We start from the raw sequence: 18,782 nt of genomic DNA on the forward strand, positions 1-18,782 counted from the left end.
CCTCAGGCCGACAGCAGGTTTTCGCGGAACGTGCGGTGCGGGTACTCCGTGCGCAGCAGACCGCGCCGGCGCAGGGCCGGCGCCAGGCCGTCGCCGATCTCGGTGAGGTTCTTGCGCGTGACGGGCGCGGCGATGAGGAACCCGTCGCCGCCGACCTCCTCCATGATCTCCCCCATCCGCTCCGCGACGGTGTCCGGGGTCCCGCACAGCTCCACCGACTCGGTGGTCCGGTGGTTGGTCACGATCTCCCGCAGCGTCTTGCCGCTGCGGACCATGTCCGCCACGGTCCCCTGGTGGCCGTTGTTGCCCGACAGGTCCGGCAGCGGCGCGTCGACGTCGAACTGCGAGAAGTCGGTGCTGGTGAAGTAGGACATGGCCGCGAGCACCCCGTCGACGTTCGCGCGCTGGGTCTCGCGCAACCGGTCCCGCTTGGCGAGGGCCTCGTCGTCGGTGTCACCGAGGATCGGGTTCACCAGGAACAGCACCTTGGCGTCGTCGGCGCCGCGGCCGTTGTCCACCAGGCGCTTGGTGATGTCGAGCTTGTAGTCGCGCATGGCCTCGATCCCGGTCTGGGCCGCGATGATGGTGTCCGCGTGCCGGGCACCGAACGCGCGTCCGGCGGGCGAGGCCCCGGCCTGGCAGAGCACAGGCCCACCCTGAGGACCCATCGGCAGGTTCAGCGGCCCGCGGGAGCGGTAGTGCTCGCCCACGTGGTCGACTGTGTGGATCTTCGTGTGGTCGGCGAACACGCCGGACTCGGGGTCGAGGACGAGCGCGTCGGGTTCCCACGACGCCCAGAGCTTGCGGCACACCTCGACCCACTCGTCGGCCATCTCGTAGCGCAGGTCGTGCTGGATGTGCTTGTCCATCCCGTAGTTCTGCGCCGCGCCGTCGGCGGAGGCCGTCACCAGGTTCATCCCGACCCGCCCGCCCGTGACGTGGTCCAGGGTCTGGAAGAGCCGGGCGGCCAGGAAGGGCGGGTAGAAGCTCGTCGCGACGGTGGCGACGATCCCGATGTGCCGGGTCGCCGCGGCCATGAGCGGGACGAGCGGCAACGGGTCGAACCGTACCTGCACCCCCCGCTTCACCGAGCTCTCGAAGGTCCCCCGGAAGACGTCGGGCAGGACCGAGGAGTCCTCGAGCATGATGTAGTCGAAACCGGCCCGCTCCAGGGTCGTCGCCATGTCGACGAACAACCCGGGCTTGCCGAGGTCCTGGGGCTGGTTGCCGGACCACGGCTGGTTCCAGCCGTAGACGCCGAAACCGGTCGTCGCGAACCATCCGAGGTGCATCAGTTCTCCTCCAGGAGTTCTCGCAGAGTGGGGCCGGGAGCCCGGACGGGCGCGAGGAGCCCGTCGCGGACGAGGTCGGGGACCAGGCCGGCGGTGATGGCGGTGAGCGTGCGGTCCAGGGCCGGACCCGCGACGAGGGGCACGTCGAGCAGGAACCCGTCCGCGCCGCGGTCGCGGACGGCTGCGACGACGTCGGCGGCGGGGGTGTCCGCCGGCAGCCGGACCAGGACGGCGCAGGCCGAGACGTCGCGGCCGGCCGCCACGAGTCCGGCGCGCAACCGGGCGACCGCGTCGGCGTGCTCGTCGCGCGAGCCGGCCGGCCCACCGGGCCCGGTGTCGCGTCCGGTGTCGAGGACGAGGACGTCGGCCCGCCGGGCCGCGACGTCGACGACCGCCGGTGCGCTGCCGTCGAGGACGACGACGGGCCGCGCGCGGGGGGGCACGGTGTTCAGCGGCCCCCGCACCGCGTAGTGCGTCCCGGTGTGCTCGATCGGGTGGACCTTGCGGTGGTCGGCGTAGGCGCCGCTCACCCGGTCCTGGACGACGGCGTCGGGTTCCCACGAGGCGCACAACCGGGCGACGACGTCGAGGTGCTCGTCGGCGCGCCCGGGGTGCTCGGTGACGTCGATGCACCACCACCCCGACCGGCCGTGGGTCAGGTGGTCCAGGGTCACCAGCTCCCGGGCCAGCAGGTAGGGCGGGACCTCGGCGCTGCGCACCCCGGCCAGGACCGCCGGGGCCGCGGGGACGGCGGAGGCGAACCCGGCGAGGGCCGTCCCCTCCAGCTGCGGGCCGTCCCCCGCCGGGTCGACGAGGACGAGGCCGGCCCCCGCCCGGCCGAGGCGGCGCAGCAGTTCCACGGGCACGTCGCCGTCTGCGGCCCAGCGGGGGAAGGTCGTCACGGCGCCCCAGCGCCAGCGGGTCATGCGGGTCACGGCGCGACCTCCAGGACGTCGGCGTCGCTGCGCCGCCGGCTCAGCCGTTCGCGCAGGCCCCGGACGGGGCCCGGATCCCCGGCCAGCCCGCGACGGCGCAGTTCGGGCATCAGCCCGTCGCAGACCTCGCGCACGTAGCGGCGGGTCAGGACCCCGCCGCCGCCGCCGAACAGCAGGAACCCGTCGCCGCCGACCTCGTCGAGGACCTCGCCCATCCGGTCGGCCACGGTGGCAGCCGTCCCGACGAGGCGCACCGACTCGGTGCGCTGCGTGCTGAGCACCTCCCGCAGGGTCCGTCCGGCGGCCATGGCCCGCAGGTTGTCCAGGATGCTGCGGCTGCCTTCGGTGCTCGTGGACTCCGGCAGGGGGGCGTCGAGGTCGAAGGCGGAGTAGTCGATGTCCCCGGACAGCTGCACGATCCGCCGCCACAGCGCGGCGTCGGTCGGGGCGTAGAACCGCTCGGCGTACTGCTGCGCGAGGTCGTCGGTCTCGGCCAGGAGCGGGGTCACCATGAACAGCACCTGCACGTCGTCGGCGGAGCGTCCCGCGGCGACGGCCGCGGCCCGCACCCGCTCGCGGTAGGCGCGCATCGCCGCCACCCCGTGCGGGGCGGCGACGACGACGTCGGCGAAGCGGCCGGCGAGCGCGGTGCCCGCCGGCGAGGCCCCGGCCTGGCAGATCACCGGGCGGTCCCCGACCGGCGGGGTCGACGAACCCCACAGGGCGTGGACCGTCTCGAGGTACTCCTGCGCCCGGGCGTAGCGCTCCGCGTGCGGCGGCAGGACGTCCATGCCGAAGTTCTGCGCGGCCCGGTCCCCCGTCGACGTCACGACGTTCCAGCCGGCCCGGCCACCGGAGAGGTGGTCCAGCGTGGCGTACTTCCGGGCGAGCAGCTCCGGAGGGTAGAAGGTGCTCGACGCCGTGGCGATGAGCCCGATCGTCGAGGTCTCGGCCGCGAGCCGGGCGACCAGCGGCAGCGGGTCGGACTTCGGGGCGCGCGAGTTCGTCCGCAGCTCCGCCTCGAACGTGCCGCCGACGATGTCAGCGAGGTAGCTGATGTCCTCGAGCATGACGAGGTCGACGCCGGCACGTTCGAGTTCGCGGACGGTCTCGATCGCGAACGTGCCGTCGATCCACTCGCGGCCGGCGTCACCGGCCCACGGGCCGGTCCAGTCGGGGACGAGGTAGCTGGTGAACCAGCCGACGGTGAAGGGTCGGGGCACAGGGGTCCTCCGTCAGAAGTCGAGCAGGTTGTCGCGGAACCGTTCGTGGTTGTACGCGGTGCGGGTCAGGCCGCGCCGTTGCAGGGCCGGGACGAGGCCCTCGGTGATCCCGCCCACGAAGCGCCGGCCGATGTTGCCGGTGAACAGGAACCCGTCGCCGCCGACGTGGTCCATCGTCTCGCCCATCTGCTCGGCGACCGACTCGGGGGTTCCCACGAAGTGCAGCACCTTGTTCATCGACGCGATCGCCGCCTCCCGGACGGTGTTCCCGTTCTTCAGGAAGCTCGCCAGCGACGACTGGTGGCCGTTGGTGCGCACGTCGAGGTCGGCGATCGGGGTGTCCAGGTCGAAGGCGGCGAAGTCGACCTCGCTCACGGCGGACATGTGCGCCAGGGAGACCTCGATCTTGGTCTCGCTCGGGGTGCGCATCACCTCGGCCTTGGCCTGCGCCTCCTCCAGCGTGTCCCCCAGCACGGGGGTCGTGATGAACATGATCTTGCAGTCGTCCGGGTCGCGGCCGATCGCCACCATGCGGGCCCGCACGTCGTCGCGGTACTCCTTCATCTCGTCCGGGTCCGAGAGCATCGCCAGGACGGTGTCGGCGTTGCGGGCGGCGAAGTCGCGTCCGCGGGGAGAACCCCCGGCCTGGCAGAGGACGGGCCGGCCCTGCGGTGGGCGCATGAGGTTCAGCGGTCCGCGGGTCGCGAAGTGCTTCCCGCGGTGGTCCAGCACGTGGACCTTCTCGTGGTCGACGTAGACCCCGCGGTCCCGGTCCAGGACCAGGGCGTCGGGTTCCCAGCTGTCCCAGAGCCGGGCCACGACCTCGACGAACTCGTCGGCCCGCTCGTAGCGCTCGTCGTGCGGGGGCAGTGCGTCCAGGCCGTGGTTCTGCGCGGCGCGGTCCTCGCTGGAGGTCACGACGTTCCAGCCGATGCGCCCGTGCGAGATGTGGTCGAGCGTGGCGAACCGGCGGGCCAGCAACCACGGCGGGTAGAAGGAGGTAGAAGCGGTGGCGACGATGCCGATGCGCTCGGTGGCGGCGGCCAGCATCGGCGCCAGGGCGACCGGGTCGTGCTTGGGGGCGTAGAGGCCGTGCTTGAGGTCGGCGCGCATCGAGCCCTCGTAGGCGTCGCTCACCATCGAGGAGTCCTCGAGCATGACGTAGTCGAAGCAGGCACGTTCGAGGGCGCGGGTGAACTCGACGTGGGCGTGGCCGCGGGGCCAGTCTCGGCCCTCGGTGCCGGCCCACGGGTGGTTCCAGGGCGGGTTGCTGAAGTTGGTGAACCACCCGAGGTGGAACATCGGCACGGGGACTCCTTCTGTCGTCGGGTCAGGCGGCGAGCTGCGCGCCGCGGAGCCGGAAGGGCTCCTCGGCGTGCAGGCCGCGGTTCCAGGCGGGCACGAGGGCCAGCAGCGAGAGGCAGGCCAGGACGGCGAAGCAGACGACGACCCCCGCGGAACCGGTGATCGCCAGGCCCACCGCGACCGCGACGGTGACGGCGGTGTTGTCGACGGCCACGCGCATGCCGTTGACCATCCCGGCCCCGCCCGCGTCGCCGCCGACGTTGAGCGCGGCTGCGTTGGCGGTCTTGAAGATCCCACCGGTGAGGCCGATCGCGCAGAGCAGCGCCCCCAGCGGGACGAACTCCGCCGGGCCCGCGAAGTGCAGCGCGATGAGCGTCAGCACGAGGGTCGAACCGCCGATGGCGGCCGTGGTGAGGGCCCGACCGGAGAACAGCGGCGACAGCCGCCCGGCCACCAGCGAGGCGGCTGCCGTCCCGACGGCCAGCGCGGTCACCTGGACCCCCACCTCCAGGGGCGAGGCCCCGCGGTCCTGCTGCAGGTACCAGACGACGACGACCGCCACCGACCCCTCGGCCAGCGTCGACAACCCCGTGGCGCCGTAGGCGGCCCCCCGGAACCGTTCCCGCAGCAGGGTCAAGTCGACCACCGGGTCGCCGGCACGGCGTTCGACCACGAGCAGGAGGACACCGGCGACCACGGCCACCCCGAGGGCGCCGATCACCGTCGGCGTCCAGCCGGACGCGCCGGCCTGGTTCGCGGCGAACACCACCGCGGCCATGAACGTCGCCGACGTCAGGGCACCGGCCACGTCGGGCCGGCCGGTCCGGCGCAGGGCCCGCGGGACCCGCGGCAGGGCGAACGCGGCCCACACGAACCCGACGAGCCCCAGCGGCGCCGCGACCGCGAACACCGCGCGCCAGCCGACGCCCTCGGTGAGGACGCCGCTGACGAGCGGGCCGACCGCCGTCGCGACCGACATGATGCCGATGTTCGCGCCGATCCCGACGGCGAGCCGGCTCGGGGGGAAGACCTCCACCAGCAGGGCCGTCGAGTTGGTGATGACGCAGGCCGCCCCCAGCCCCTGCAGGCCCCGCAGCGCCACGACCAGCCACGGGTCGGTGGCGACGGTGATCCCGGCGACCGAGGCGGTGCACAGGGCCAGCCCCGTCAGGTACACGGGGCGACGTCCGCACGCGTCGGCCACCCGGCCGGCGACGAGGATGAGCGCCGAGCACGCGAGCAGGTAGGCGAGCAGGAACCACTGCCCCTGCACCGCGCTGGCGTCCAGGTCCTCGATCATCGCGGGCAGCGCGACCGGGACCATGCTCACGCTGGAGAACGCCACGACGAGCCCGAGGGCCGTCGAGGACACGGTGAGCCAGGCCGCGCGGGGGATCCGCACGGGCACGGGACGGTCGGAGGGCACGCGGATCAGAACTCCAGCAGGTTGTCGCGGAACTGCTCGTGGGTGTACCCGTCGCGGATGAGCCCCCGCTTGCGGAGCTCGGGGGCCAGCCCGTCGGTGATCTCGGCGATGTAGCGGCGGTTGACGTTGCCCGAGATGAGGAACCCGTCGCCGCCGACCTCCTCCACGATCTCGCCCATCTGCGCGGCCACCGCGTCGGGCGTGCCGACGAGGTCCACCGAGCGCCGCACGTTCGACTCCGCCGCCTGGCGCAGGGTCATGCCCTTGGCGTTCTCGGCCATCATGACCATCGACGAGCGGGTCGCGTTGGTCCCGGACAGGTCGGGGAACGGCTCGTCCAGGTCGTACTGCGCGAAGTCCACCCCGCTGGCGTAGGACATGTTCGCGAGGTTCACCGAGATGTCGGCCTTGAACCCGGCGAGCATCCGCTCGTTCTTCGCCTCGGCGTCCTCCTGGGTCTCCCCCAGCACGGGCGAGACGATGAACAGGACCTTGCACGAGTCCGGGTCGCGCCCGGCCTCGACCATGCGGGCCCGGACGTCGGCCCGGTACTCCTTCATCGCCTCGACGGACTCGACCTGGGCCAGCAGGGTGTCGCAGTGCTTGGCCGCCAGCGCCCGGCCCGGACCGGAACCGCCCGCCTGGCAGATCACCGGGTTGCCCTGCGGCGGCGCCAGCGTGTTCAGCGGCCCGCGGCTGCTGTGCCACTTCCCGTGGAAGTCGATCGGCCGGACCTTCGCCCCGTCCACGTACACGTTGCGCGCACGGTCCTGGACGAGCGCGTCGGCGTCCCACGAACCCCACAGCTGCTTGACCAGCTCGATCCACTCGTCGGCCATGTCGTAGCGCAGGTCGTGCTCGAAGATGTCCTCGTGCCCGAAGTTCTGCGCGGTGCGGGTGTTGTGCGAGGTGACCAGGTTCACGCCGGCGCGGCCGTGGGTGAGGTGGTCGATGGTCGCCATCGTCCGCGCCGCCATGTAGGGCGGGTAGAAGGACGTCGACATCGTCCCCACGAGCCCGAGGCGTTCGGTGTGCTGGGACAGGATCGGCAGCAGCTGCATCGGGTCCTGCTTGGGGACCGACCGTGCCCGGGCCAGCCACCAGTCGTGGTTGCCGCCGTAGGAGTCCGGGACGAAGGCGCCGTCCTCGAACATGATGTAGTCGAAACCGGCCCGCTCCAGCGACTTGGTCATGTCGACGTAGAGGTCGGGGTGGTTCCACTCGTCGCCACCCTCACCGGACCACGTGCCGTTCCAGCTCTGCACCTGCCAGCTGAGGAACCACGCGAGGTGGAACATCGTCACATCCCTCTCTCTCGTGGGTCAGAACGCGCGCAGGTTGTCGCGGAAGTGGGCGAACTCGTAGCGGTCGCGCGTCAGCCCGCGGCGCTTGAGCACCGGGGCCAGGCCGTCGGTGACCTCCGCGACGTAGCGGCGGTTCAGGGGGGCGCCCGCGATGAGGAACCCGTCCCCGCCGACCTCCTGCATGACGCCCTCCATCTGGTCGGCGACGTCCTCCGGCGTGCCGATGAACTCGATCGTGTCGATGGCGGAGTGCGCGATGAGGCGCTCGCGCAGGGTCTGCGTCCCGTCCCCCTTGAACTCCGCGAAGCTGCTGCGGTGGCCGTTGCTCTCCAGGTCCGCGGGCAGCGGTGCGTCGAGGTCGTACTTCGACAGGTCGATGCCGGACAGGTGCGAGCGGCCGGCGAGCAGACCGTCGATGTTGCGGGCCTGCGCGTCCTTGCGGCGCTGCATCTTGGCCTTCGCCTCGGCCGTCGTCTCCCCGAAGACCGGCGAGATCAGGTAGAGGACCTTGACGTGGTCGGGGTCGCGGCCCTGCTCGGCGGCCAGGGTGCGGATCTCCTCGCGGTAGGCGCGCATGTTGGCGGTGCCGTGCGGGTTGGAGATGATCGCCTCGGCCCAGCGGGCGGCGAACGCCTTGCCCGCGCTCGATCCCCCGGCCTGCAGGATGACGGGCGACTTCTGCGGGCTGGGCACGGTGTTCAGCGGACCGCGGGAGGCGTAGTGCTTGCCCTGGAAGTCGAGGCGGTGGACCTTCTCGTGATCGGCGTAGACGCCGTTCTCGACGTCGGCCAGGACCGCGTCGTCCTCCCAGCTGTCCCAGAGCTTGTGGGCGAGCTCGACGAACTCGTCGGCCATCTCGTAGCGGACGTCGTGCTCGGGCATGTCGAAGCCGTAGTTCTGCGCGGCCCGGGTGTTGGAACCGGTGACGACGTTCCAGCCGATGCGCCCTCTGGCGATGTGGTCCAGCGTCGTCATCATGCGGGCGACGGTGTAGGGGTGGTAGAAGGTCGTCGTCAGCGTCGGGATGATCCCGAGGTGCTTCGTCTCGTGCGCGAGGATCGCGGCCAGCACCGCCGGGTCGTGCTTCGGCGCCGCCGACGCGGTGCGCAGGTAGTACTCCATCGACCCCTTGTAGGTGTCGGAGACCTGGACGGAGTCCTCCATGATGAGGAAGTCGAAGCAGGCCCGTTCGAGGGAGTGCGCGAGGTCGACGTACTGGTCGGGCAGCATCCAGTCCTGCGCGCCGGTGCCGGACCAGGGCTGGTTCCAGCTCTGGACGCCGAACCCGGCGCCCAGGAACCATCCGAGGTGGAACTTCGGTGACGTCATGTCGAACCCTTCAGAACTCGAGGAGGTTGTCGCGCAGGTGCGTGTGCGCGTACTCGGTGCGGACGAGGCCGCGTCGTTGCAGCGCGGGCACGAGGCCGTCGGTGACCTCGGCGACGTACTGGCGCGTGGGGGGCTGCATCCAGAGCATGAACCCGTCGCCACCGACCTCGGCCATCGCGGCCTCCATCTGGTCGGCGACGGAGTCGGGGGTCCCGACCAGCTCGATCGCCTCGGTCCGGTAGTCCTCGACGGCCTGCCGCAGCGTGCGCTCGCCCGCCCACCTCCGGAAGGTGTCGAGGGTGGACTGGTGACCGTTGGTGCGGGCGGTCCCGGGCAGGGTCTGGTCGAGGTCGAACCGGGAGAAGTCGATCTCCATGCTCCCCGACCACCCGACGAGCTGGCCGGTCGGGTCGGCGCGCACGGCCTCGCGCTTGCGGGCGAGGCGCTCGGCGGCCTCCGCCTCGGTGGCCCCGAGGATCGGCGAGACGATGAACATGACCTTGACGTCGTCGGGGTCGCGACCGAAGGCCTCGGCCCGGGCCCGGATGTCGTCGCGGTACTCCTTCATCGCCGCCGTCCCCTTCGGCAGGGCCAGCACCAGGTCCGCGCTGCGGGCGGCCAGGGCGCGCCCCGTGGGGGACCCACCGGCCTGGCTCACGACGGGCCGGCCCTGCGGTGGCGGCAGGGTGTTCAGCGGCCCCCGAGAGGCGTGGTGCTTGCCCCGGAAGTGGACGGGGTGGACCTTCGTGTGGTCGACGTAGGTCCCGCTCTCGCGGTCCATGACGAGGGCGTCCGGTTCCCACGACGCCCAGAGCGCGTCGACGAGCTCGACGTACTCCTGCGCGCGCTCGTAGCGCTCGTCGTGCGGGGGAAGGCCGTCCATGCCGAAGTTCTGGGCGGCGCGGTCCTCGCTGGAGGTGACGACGTTCCAGCCGATCCGGCCCCCGGAGAGGTGGTCCAGCGTCGACATCGTGCGCGCCAGCAGGTAGGGCGGGTAGAAGCTGGTGGAGGCGGTGATGGAGACACCCAGGTGCGTCGTGGCCTCCGTCAGCAGCGGGGCCAGAGCGACGGGATCGCCCTTGGGGGCCCACACCCCCCGCGCCAGCGTCGCCTCGGAGGTCCCGCCGTAGGTGTCGGACACCATGGAGGAGTCCTCCAGGAGCAGGACGTCGAAGCAGGCCCGTTCCAGCTGGCGGGCGAAGTCGACGTAGAAGCTGCCGTCGAGCCACTCCCGGTGGCTGCGCTCGGTGCCTTCGAAGGGCTGGTTCCAGCCGGGCGGGACGTAGGCGCCGAACCAGCCCAGGTGGAACTTGCGCGCGGCGCGCGGCGCGTCCTGGTCAGCGGTGGCCGTCATGCGATCTCCAGGTTGGAGTAGTCGATGCGGAAGTCGGTCCGCTGGGCGAAGCCGTGGATGTCGGCGCGCAGCACGGCCGCCGGCTTGACCCGGGCGATCATCACGTAGGGCGCCTGGGTGACCATGCGCAGCTCCGCGGTCTGCCAGTGGGTCATGGCCGGGGCGCCCAGGGCGTCGCCGGCGTCGAGCCCGGCGGCGACCTCGGCGAGGAACGGCGGGTCGTTCCACAGGGCGGTGTTCGACCCCCCGCCGGGCTGGGTGAGCAGCGACAGCATGTAGGGCGGGGTGTTCGTCACGGCGGCCCCGACGGCCAGGCTGGCCTCGAGCTTGCCGTCGAGGGAGTCCTGGTTCAGCTGCGCGGCGGGCAGCTCGGCGATCTTGACGGTGATCCCCGCGTCGGCCAGGGCGGACTGGATCTGGATCGCGGTGTCCTGGACCGAGGGGAGCTGGTTGTTCACGCTCAACGTGAAGGACAGGTCGTTCACCCCTGCCGCGGCGAGCAGTTCCTTGGCGTGCCCGGGGTCGAAGGTGAATTCGGGCAGCTTGCTGTCGTCGTAACCCGGCGCGGTGTCGTCCAGGATGTGGTTGTACTGGTAGGCGCGGTCGGAGTAGACGTCGGAGATGATCTGCCCGTAGGGGACGGCGAACGACATCGCGTAGCGGACCGCGGGGTCGTCGAAGGGCGCGCGCGTCGTGTTCATGGCCATCAGCAGGTAGCTGTTGGTCTTGGTGTCCGGCACCAGGACCGAGTCGTCGGCCTCCAGCGCCTTCTGGTCCGAGGGGCGCAGACCGAGCGCGACGTCGGCGTCACCCTGCTTGACCATGTTGGCCCGCGTGGCCGCGTCCTCGACCAGCCGTCGCGTCATCTTGGTGACGTGCGGCGCCCCCAGGACGAAGTCCGGGTTGGAGACCATGACGATCTCCTGGCCGGCGGTCACGGACTGCAGCTTGTAGGCGCCGAAGCCGAAGTTGCCGCGCATCATGTCGGCCACGCCCCACTGGACGGCGTACGGGTCCGCGGGGGTGGCGTTCGCCTTGAGGTAGGTGCTGTCGTAGATGGACCCGATGTTCTCGGCGAGGTTGGCCAGCAGGGTCAGCCCGTACCCGGCCTTGACCACGGTGAAGGTCACCGTGTGGTCGTCGACCTTGCGGATCTGCGTGGCCGGGTCCGTGAGCATCGGCTTGTAGTAGCCGGCCATGCCGCCCCCGGGGGTCGCGAACTTGCGCTCGAAGGACCACAGGACGTCGTCCGCGGTGAGCGGGTTGCCCTGCTGGCTGACGACGCCCTGCTTGAGGTGGAACGTGAACGTCAGCCCGTCCGGGCTGGTCTCGTAGCTCTCCGCGAGGTACGGGTCGAAGGTGTACAGGTCCTGGTTCAGCGCGTTGCCGTCCTCGACGTACGGCTTGCGCAGCAGCTGGGCGTGCAGGTTGTTGGTGACGTCCTGGTTGTCGGTGCCGGCGGTGTAGCCGTAGTCGCGGACCACGTTGGAGGCCTGGTCGGGGGTCACGACGACGATCTCCGTGCGGGCGGCGGCGGCGCCGCTGCCGTTGGCGGGTGCTTCGTCGGAGCAGGCCGACAGGGCGCCCACGCCGACGGCGGCTCCCCCGGCGCCGAGGAGCTGCAGGGCTCGGCGGCGGCTGGGTCCGGAGGCGCGGGGGACGCTGGGGACGGGGCGGGGCGACATGCGTTCTCCTTGCGGGACGGCGGGAGGGGCAGGAGGCGGGAGTGCGTGGCGGGGGTCAGCGCCGGAGGTCGGCGGCCAGGCGGCGGCCGAAGAGGGAGACGGCGGCCACGGTGAGGCAGAGGGCGAGAGCGGGGGCGCCGGCCGCCCAGAACTTCCCGACGGCGGCGTCACCGGCACCCCGCGTGATCATCGCGCCCCACTCGGGCGTGGGCGGGGGCAGCCCGACGCCGAGGAACCCCAGCGCCGCGGTCAGGATGATCGTCACGCCGAACAGGACGGGTGCGTTCTGGAAGGCGGGGGTCACCGAGTTCGGCAGGACGTGGCGGACGACGAGCTCGAGCTCGGTCAGCCCGGCCTGCCGCCCCGCGTCGAGGTACGCGTCGTGCCGGACCCGCAGCACCTCGGTGCGCACGAGGCGGGCCTGCAGCGGGGCGAGGATGATCGCGAGGGTGAGCACCATGGTGGGGGTGCTGGTCCCGAAGAACGAGACCACGACCAGGGCCACGATGATGGTCGGGACCGCCTCGAGCAGGTCCATCCCGCGGGCGCAGCTGCGGGCCAGGAACCCCAGGAGGCCGCCACGGGACTCGTTCATGCCCACCACCAGCCCCACGGCGATCCCGGCGGTGGTCGCGACGAGCGTGGCGAGGGTGGCGATGACGACGTCGATGCGGGCGCCGGCCAGCACCCGGGAGAACACGTCCAGGCCGGCGTTGTCGGTGCCGAGCAGGAACTTCCCGCCGGGCGCCGAGGACGGTGCGCCCACGACGCGGGTCGGGTCCAGCGGCGCGATCCAGGGGCCGACCACCGCGACGGTCAGCACGACGACGACGGGCAGGAGGGCCAGGACGGTCCCGGCCCGCAGCCTGCGCCGACGGCGGGGTCCGGCGGCCCGCCCCGGTGCGGCGGGGGCGTCCGTGGTGGTCGAGAGGTCGGTCATGAGCCAGCCACCTGCCTCCCCGGTTTGCGGCGGGGATCGAGGACCATGTTGACGATGTCGACGAGGAGGAACACGAGCATCGACAGGGCACCCACCACGAGGAGCGAGCCCTGGAGGGCGACGAAGTCGGTGGTGCTGACGGCGTCCACGGCGTAGCTGCCCATGCCCCCGAGCCCGAACAGTGACTCGAGGATCACCGCTCCCCCGACCAGGGACCCGAAGACGTTGCCGCCCATCGTGACCACCGGCGGAAGCGCCCTGCGGTACGTCGCCCACCAGATCGAGCGGCGCCGGGCCCCGGTCGCCACCATGAACGCCGTGGGCTGCGACGCCGTCGTCTGCTCCAGGGAGGAGAGCAGCTGCTTCAGCAGCACGGGGCAGACCGAGACCACGAGCACGCACACGGGCAGCAGCAACCGGGAGGTCATCGAGTTCACCACGACGACGTCCCCGCGCAGCACCGCGTCGAGCAGCGGGAAGTGCGTGAGGGGTTCGGGAGCCGTCAGACCGGGGCGGATGCGGCCGGTGGGTGAGGGGACGACGTGCAGGGTGGCGTAGAAGAGGAAGATCCCGAACACGCCGACGACGAACTCGGGGACGGCTCCGGCGGCCTGCGCGTACCCGCGCACGACGCGGGCGGCCGCGGACCGGGGCCGGGCGACGACCACCGTGGACAGCAGCAGGGTCACCAGCACGAGCCACGAGAAGGCCATCACGGCCAGTTCGACCGTCCCGGGCAGGCGGTCGCCGATCTCGGCGGCGACCGACCTGCCGTTCGCGATGGACTGGCCGAGGTCGGCGTGCAGGAGCCTGCCCACGTAGGTGACGAGCTGGTCGGGCAGGCTCCCGTCCAGGCCCAGCCGTTCCCGGGTGGCCAGGTAGTCCTCCTGCGTGGCCTCCGGACCCACCACCTCGCGGGCCGGGTCCCCCGGGATGAGCCGCACCAGGAAGAAGGTCGCGACGGCGAAGAGGAACAGGTGCAGGGGCAGCACCACCAGGCGGGTCAGCCACCAGCGGTTCCGGGCGAGCAGGCGCCGGGGAGCCGAGGTGTTCCGCACGGTCGCGGGGGTGGTCACGTCCACCTCGCTCTGCTGGGTCTGCAGCCCCGCGCTCACGAGGCGGCTCGCAGGCCGGGGCCGGAGTGCGCGGCCAGGAGGGTGCGGGTGTACTCGTGGCGGGGGGAGTCCACGACCTGGTCCACCGTCCCGTGCTCGACGACCTGACCGGCCTTCATGACCAGCAGGTGCGAGGAGATGAAGGCCGTGGCGGGCAGGCCGTGGGACACGAAGACCAGACCGCAGCCGGTGGCGACGGCGTGCCGTCGGAGGTGGTTGAGCACGGCCCCCTGGACGGAGACGTCCAGCGCGGAGACCACCTCGTCGCAGATGAGGACGCGGGGTCCCACCACGAGGGCGCGAGCGATCGCGAACCGCTGGCGCTGACCGCCGGAGACGTTGCGCGGCAGCCGGTCAGCGAGGTGCGGGGCGATCTCCAAGGAGGTCAGGACCTCGTCCACGCGGGCGTCGGCCGCTGCGCGGTCCAGGCCCAGCAGGCGCAGCAGCGGCAGCCGGACCGAATCGCGCAGGGTGCGTCGCGGGTCGAAGGAGGAACTGGTGTCCTGCGCGATGTACTGGATCGCGCGCCGGACGTCGCGCCGGCCGGTGCGCGACGCCAGCAGGCCCGTGAGGGGTTCGCCGTCGAGGAGCACCCGGCCGCCGGTGGGTGCTTCGAGCCCGGCGAGCATGCGCGCCAGGGTCGACTTGCCCGACCCGGATTCCCCGACGATGCCGAGCGCGGTGTCCGGGCCGATCTCGAGGTCGATCCCCGCCACGGCCGGTGCGGCTCCGCGGCGGTAGACCTTGACGACCTGGTCGGCGATCAGTTGCGTGAGGCTGGCTGGTCGGTCCTCGCTCACGGCACCTCCTGGGTCGACGTTCTCCGGAACGGTTCCGGGGCGGCCGTCCGCCCCCGGGTCGCAGTCGTCGGCACGACGTCCGGGCTGCGTGGGGCCGAGCATGCCGCCGGAGGGTTTCAGGCGTGTCCCGAACACGTGTCGGACACATTTCGCCGGGCAGGAGTGCAGGTCAGGGGCGTGGACCGGCGATTAACGCCGATGAGCACGGCGCAGCGGCCGGACGACCCCACGACGGCCGGGCGGCGACCGGGCGGCGTTGTTCGCGACCTGCGTGCTCACACCGGTGGCGCAACAGGCCGTTAATGATCGTGACGCTCGGCGGAAACACGGGATCAGGAACACTCGGGCGGACACCCCACCTCCCACCCGTGAGGACTCGTCCCCTTGAGCGCTCCCCGGAAGATGCACCTCGGCTGGTTCATGAACTTCACGCGCCCCGCCTGGACCACACCGTGGGTCAGCGCGGACGAGGCCCGTGGGTGGACCGACGGCGACTACCACGTCGACTGGATCCGCGCGATGGAGCGGGCCAAGTTCGACTTCATGATGCTCGAGGACTCCTCCATGGTGTCCGACGGGTACCGCGGCACGATGGACGCCGACCTCAAGCACTCCCTCTACGCCCCCAAGCACGACCCGCTCGTGCTGGCCCCGGTGCTGGCGCGCGAGACCCGGCACATCGGCATCGTGAGCACGGCGTCGACGTCGTTCTACCCGCCGTTCCTGCTCGCGCGTTCGCTGGCGACGATCGACCACCTCTCGGGCGGCCGGGCCGGCTGGAACATCGTGACGTCCTCGGAGGACCGGGCCGCGCAGAACTTCGGCCTCGACGCCCTGTACGAGCACGACAGCCGCTACGACCGGGCCGACGAGTTCGTCGAGGTCGTGGAAGCGTTGTGGAACTCCTGGGGCGACGAGGCGCTGGTGGCGGACCGGGCGACCGGGACCTACGTGGACGCCCGGCACGTGCGGCCCATCCGCCACGAGGGACGGTTCTACAAGGTGCGCGGCCCGCTGAACACCCTGCCCTCCCCGCAGCGCCGGCCGGTGTACCTGCAGGCCGGGGGCTCACCGCGCGGCCGCGAGTTCGCCGCCCGCCACGCCGACGCGATCATCTGCGCGGCACAGGGTGTGCGGGACATGCGCGAGTTCCGCGACGACATCCGCAGCCGGGCCAAGGGCGTCGGCCGCGACCCCGACTCGATCAAGGTCATGTACATCGCCCTGCCCATCGTCGCTGCGTCGCAGTCCGAGGCCGACAGGGTCTACGAAGAGATGCGCAACCCCAGCGAGGCGGCCGTCGAGGTCAGCCTCGGTCACATGGGCGCCCTGACCGAGATCGACTTCTCCGGCGTCGACCCCGACGCCCCCCTGGGTGAACTGGAGACCAACGGGCACCGGACCACGCTGGAGAAGTTCCTCGCCCTCGGGTCGACGTTGCGCGAGGCGACCGGGGCGTGGGCCACCCGCTACACGAACCCGGCGTTCGTGGGGACCCCGGACAAGGTCGCCGCGGCGATGACCGAGGAGTTCGACGAGGTGGGCGGTGACGGGTACCTCATCACCGGCGGGGGCAGCCGCAAGGCGATCGCCGAGCTCACCGACGGTCTCGTCGGCGCCCTCGCCGACCTCGGCCGGGTGCGCCGCCGGTACGAGCACGAACTGTTCCGCGACAACCTCCTGGACTTCTGACGTGCACCTGGGATGGTTCACGAACTACCTCACCCCCTCCTGGAACCGGGAGTTCTCCGGACGGGCCGGGGACACGTGGATGTCGGGCGACTTCCACGTGAACCTGGCCCGCCGACTGGAGGAGGCGCGGTTCGACTACCTCCTGCTGGAGGACTCCAGCTACGTGTCGAACGCCTACGGCGGCTCCTTCGAGCTGGAACTGCGGCAGATGGCGCGCGCTCCCAAGAACGACCCCGTCCCCCTGGCCGCGGCGATCGCGCGCGAGACCCGCCACCTCGGGCTCGTCGTCACCGCGAACACGACCTTCTACCCGCCGTACCTGCTGGCCCGCACGATCCGGACGCTGGACCACCTCAGCCGGGGACGCGCCGGCTGGAACGTGGTGACCGGAGCCCCCGACCAGGCGCGGGCGAACTTCGGGCTCCGCGAGGAGTCGCTGCGCGACGGGGCGTCCGCCCACGACCTGCGCTACGACGTGGCGGAGGAGTTCATCGAGCTGGTGGTGCGGTTGTGGGAGTCTTGGGAGGAGGACGCCGTGGTGGCCGACCACGCCACCGACACCTACGTCGACGCCGCCAAGGTCCACACGGTGGACTTCGAGGGCAAGTGGTACTCCTCGCGCGGTCCGCTCAACTCCCCGCCCAGCCCCCAGTACCGGCCCGTGATCTGCCAGGCGGGGGGTTCCGCGCGCGGGCGCGCGTTCGCCGGCCGCCACGCCGACACGGTCGTGGCCCTGCCCAAGGGCGTCGAGCAGATGCGCGCCCACGTCGACGACGTGCGCCGGGCGGCCGAGGCCGCGGGCCGCGACCCGGCCGCGTGCAAGGTGCTGTTCATCGTGACGCCGACGATCGCCGAGACCGACGCCGAGGCGCGCGCGGTGCGGGAGCGGCAGTTCTCCCGGCGCGACGAGCGCGCCCGGCAGCGGCTGGCGATGATGAGCGGCGGTGCGGTCGACTGGTCGCGGTTCGACCTGGACGCACCGTTGCCGGCCATGCCGGACGACGGCCAGAGCATCACCGCGGAGTTCGCGCGGCGCCACGCGGGCAAGACGTTCCGCGACGCCCTGGTCGACGACCAGACCGAGAGCGTCGAGCTCGTGGGTTCACCCGACACGGTCGCCGCGCGGATGGTCGAGACCCTCGAGGCGACCGGGGGTGACGGGTTCCTGTTCTACTCCGGCTCCGGGCAACTCACGATGCGGTTCGTGGACGAGGTCGTCGACGGGGTCGTCCCGGTCCTGCAGCGGACCGGTCACGCCCGTCGCGAGTACTCCGCCACCACGCTGACCGGGCACCTGCGCGACGGCGCGTGAGCACCCCCCGACCACGAGAACGACGAGCAGAGGAGGACTTCGTGCGCCAGAACACGACGGACCGACCCGACCCGACCCCGACGACACCACCCGTGGAGGTCCCCGTCCCCCGGGGCGACGACGTCGCCCTGCGCATCGAAGGGGTCGTGGAGCACGGCGACGAACGCGGCCGGCTGCTCGGTTTCCCCACCGCCAACGTGGCCGTCCCCCCGCACGCCCTGAAGGACGGGGTGTGGGCCGGCACGGTGCTCCTGGACCCCGGCCCGGACGGGACCCCCGGCACGCTCCACGTCGCCGCCGTGTCCGTCGGGCACCGCCCCACCTACTACGGCAAGGACGGCGAGAGACTGCTGGAGGCCAACCTCCTCGACTACGACGGCGACCTGTACGGACGCACCCTGCGGATCGACCTGCACGTCAGGCTGCGTCCCCAGCGCCGCTGCACCGGGTCCACCGAACTGGTGGAGCTGCTGCGCCGCGACGTGCAGGACACCCGGCGGTGGGCCCGCGACACCGGCCTGGGGCACCTGCTGACCGGCCGGGACCGGTCGCGGTGACGTTCTCCGCCGCCCCCCACGCCGGCCGGCGCCGACCGGTGCGCCGCTCCGCCCACCGCCGCGCCGCGCGCGCCGACCCGACAGCCGCCGCGACGGAGCGGGCCGCGGAACTGGCCCACCGCCGCGCCCAGGGCGAGGAACGGCGAACACGTCTCGTCACCGACGCCGTGGACCACCTGCGCCGCCAGGGGCTGCTGCACGACGGCCGGCCCTCGCACGCCGACGTCGCCGCCCGCACCGGACTGCCCCTGGGTCAGGTCCTGTGGGCCTACCCCACCATCGACGACCTGCTTCACGCCGCCCACCCGACGTCCACCGACCACCCGAAAGGCCACCTGCCGTGACCGACCTGCACACCGACCTCGACGTCCCCGCCCTGGTCCCGTTCGCCGACGACCCCATGGCGCTGCGCACCACGTTCGCCCTGTTCCCCACCGGCGTCGCCGCCCTGTCCGCCGTCGTCCAGGGCGACAACGGCCCCGAACCGGTCGTCCTGGTCGCCTCCTCCTTCCA

Annotated in this window: 16 protein-coding genes; 4 read left to right on the forward strand and 12 right to left on the reverse strand. The window is 72.1% G+C overall.

Features of this window, described 5'->3' with window-relative positions:
• Window positions 1–2: 2 nt before the first annotated feature.
• From CLV37_RS22855 to CLV37_RS22910, 12 genes are read right to left on the reverse strand one after another with little or no spacing between them, the layout of a single operon-like run.
• The gene (locus CLV37_RS22855; protein ID WP_211298867.1) at window positions 3–1,292 is read right to left on the reverse strand and encodes an NtaA/DmoA family FMN-dependent monooxygenase; all 1,290 of its coding nucleotides are present in this window, start codon (window positions 1,290–1,292) and stop codon (window positions 3–5) included.
• Window positions 1,292–2,227 carry an LLM class flavin-dependent oxidoreductase gene (locus CLV37_RS27840; RefSeq protein WP_106214830.1) on the reverse strand — a complete coding sequence of 312 codons (936 nt, stop codon included), beginning with the start codon at window positions 2,225–2,227 and terminating at the stop codon, window positions 1,292–1,294. Before CLV37_RS27840 ends, CLV37_RS22855 begins: the two co-directional genes overlap by 1 nt.
• Window positions 2,224–3,450, reverse strand: a complete 1,227-nt coding sequence (locus CLV37_RS22865) for an LLM class flavin-dependent oxidoreductase (protein ID WP_106214832.1) — start codon at window positions 3,448–3,450, stop codon at window positions 2,224–2,226. Before CLV37_RS22865 ends, CLV37_RS27840 begins: the two co-directional genes overlap by 4 nt.
• A gap of 12 nt (window positions 3,451–3,462) precedes the next feature.
• Window positions 3,463–4,752: an NtaA/DmoA family FMN-dependent monooxygenase gene (locus CLV37_RS22870; RefSeq protein WP_106214890.1), complete on the reverse strand. Its 1,290-nt coding sequence runs from the start codon at window positions 4,750–4,752 to the stop codon at window positions 3,463–3,465.
• 28 nt (window positions 4,753–4,780) lie between these two features.
• Window positions 4,781–6,181: an MFS transporter gene (locus CLV37_RS22875; RefSeq protein ID WP_106214834.1), complete on the reverse strand. Its 1,401-nt coding sequence runs from the start codon at window positions 6,179–6,181 to the stop codon at window positions 4,781–4,783.
• A 5-nt stretch (window positions 6,182–6,186) separates the two neighbouring features.
• Entirely contained in the window at window positions 6,187–7,479 is a 1,293-nt protein-coding gene (locus CLV37_RS22880; protein WP_106214892.1) for an NtaA/DmoA family FMN-dependent monooxygenase, read from the reverse strand.
• A gap of 24 nt (window positions 7,480–7,503) precedes the next feature.
• Window positions 7,504–8,814 (reverse strand): NtaA/DmoA family FMN-dependent monooxygenase, encoded by a 1,311-nt coding sequence (locus CLV37_RS22885; RefSeq protein WP_106214836.1) that lies wholly within the window; start codon window positions 8,812–8,814, stop codon window positions 7,504–7,506.
• A gap of 10 nt (window positions 8,815–8,824) precedes the next feature.
• A complete protein-coding gene (locus CLV37_RS22890) occupies window positions 8,825–10,168 on the reverse strand; it encodes an NtaA/DmoA family FMN-dependent monooxygenase (protein ID WP_106214838.1) in 1,344 nt (447 codons plus the stop codon).
• A complete protein-coding gene (locus tag CLV37_RS22895; RefSeq protein WP_106214840.1) occupies window positions 10,165–11,853 on the reverse strand; it encodes an ABC transporter substrate-binding protein in 1,689 nt (562 codons plus the stop codon). The genes CLV37_RS22890 and CLV37_RS22895 overlap by 4 nt, the downstream gene beginning before the upstream one ends.
• 55 nt (window positions 11,854–11,908) lie before the next feature.
• Window positions 11,909–12,793, reverse strand: coding sequence for an ABC transporter permease (locus tag CLV37_RS22900; RefSeq protein WP_106214843.1), 885 nt, complete (start codon window positions 12,791–12,793; stop codon window positions 11,909–11,911).
• The gene (locus CLV37_RS22905; protein ID WP_211298869.1) at window positions 12,790–13,869 is read right to left on the reverse strand and encodes an ABC transporter permease; all 1,080 of its coding nucleotides are present in this window, start codon (window positions 13,867–13,869) and stop codon (window positions 12,790–12,792) included. Before CLV37_RS22905 ends, CLV37_RS22900 begins: the two co-directional genes overlap by 4 nt.
• 35 nt (window positions 13,870–13,904) lie before the next feature.
• Window positions 13,905–14,708, reverse strand: coding sequence for an ABC transporter ATP-binding protein (locus CLV37_RS22910; RefSeq protein WP_211298870.1), 804 nt, complete (start codon window positions 14,706–14,708; stop codon window positions 13,905–13,907).
• Between the two features lie 384 nt (window positions 14,709–15,092).
• On the opposite strand from CLV37_RS22910, the gene CLV37_RS22915 reads away from it, so the two are divergent.
• From CLV37_RS22915 to CLV37_RS22930, 4 genes are read left to right on the forward strand one after another with little or no spacing between them, the layout of a single operon-like run.
• Window positions 15,093–16,400: an NtaA/DmoA family FMN-dependent monooxygenase gene (locus CLV37_RS22915; RefSeq protein ID WP_211298871.1), complete on the forward strand. Its 1,308-nt coding sequence runs from the start codon at window positions 15,093–15,095 to the stop codon at window positions 16,398–16,400.
• 1 nt (window position 16,401) lies between these two features.
• Window positions 16,402–17,712, forward strand: coding sequence for an NtaA/DmoA family FMN-dependent monooxygenase (locus tag CLV37_RS22920; RefSeq protein WP_106214847.1), 1,311 nt, complete (start codon window positions 16,402–16,404; stop codon window positions 17,710–17,712).
• A 41-nt stretch (window positions 17,713–17,753) separates the two neighbouring features.
• Window positions 17,754–18,269 carry a riboflavin kinase gene (locus CLV37_RS22925; RefSeq protein WP_245885704.1) on the forward strand — a complete coding sequence of 172 codons (516 nt, stop codon included), beginning with the start codon at window positions 17,754–17,756 and terminating at the stop codon, window positions 18,267–18,269.
• On the forward strand, window positions 18,266–18,613 hold the full coding sequence (locus tag CLV37_RS22930; RefSeq protein ID WP_106214849.1) for a TetR/AcrR family transcriptional regulator: 348 nt from the start codon (window positions 18,266–18,268) through the stop codon (window positions 18,611–18,613). The genes CLV37_RS22925 and CLV37_RS22930 overlap by 4 nt, the downstream gene beginning before the upstream one ends.
• The last annotated feature ends 169 nt before the right edge of the window (window positions 18,614–18,782 follow it).

Source organism: Kineococcus rhizosphaerae (assembly GCF_003002055.1).
Classification (GTDB): Bacteria; Actinomycetota; Actinomycetes; order Actinomycetales; family Kineococcaceae; genus Kineococcus; species Kineococcus rhizosphaerae.

Excerpts from the sequence above, each read along its gene's own strand:
- CLV37_RS22855 (WP_211298867.1), bottom strand. The coding sequence starts at position 1,292 with ATGCACCTCGGATGGTTCGCGACGACCGGTTTCGGCGTCTACGGCTGG.
- CLV37_RS22870 (WP_106214890.1), bottom strand. The coding sequence starts at position 4,752 with ATGTTCCACCTCGGGTGGTTCACCAACTTCAGCAACCCGCCCTGGAAC.
- CLV37_RS22880 (WP_106214892.1), bottom strand. The coding sequence starts at position 7,479 with ATGTTCCACCTCGCGTGGTTCCTCAGCTGGCAGGTGCAGAGCTGGAAC.
- CLV37_RS22885 (WP_106214836.1), bottom strand. The coding sequence starts at position 8,814 with ATGACGTCACCGAAGTTCCACCTCGGATGGTTCCTGGGCGCCGGGTTC.
- CLV37_RS22890 (WP_106214838.1), bottom strand. The coding sequence starts at position 10,168 with ATGACGGCCACCGCTGACCAGGACGCGCCGCGCGCCGCGCGCAAGTTC.
- CLV37_RS22895 (WP_106214840.1), bottom strand. The coding sequence starts at position 11,853 with ATGTCGCCCCGCCCCGTCCCCAGCGTCCCCCGCGCCTCCGGACCCAGC.
- CLV37_RS22900 (WP_106214843.1), bottom strand. The coding sequence starts at position 12,793 with ATGACCGACCTCTCGACCACCACGGACGCCCCCGCCGCACCGGGGCGG.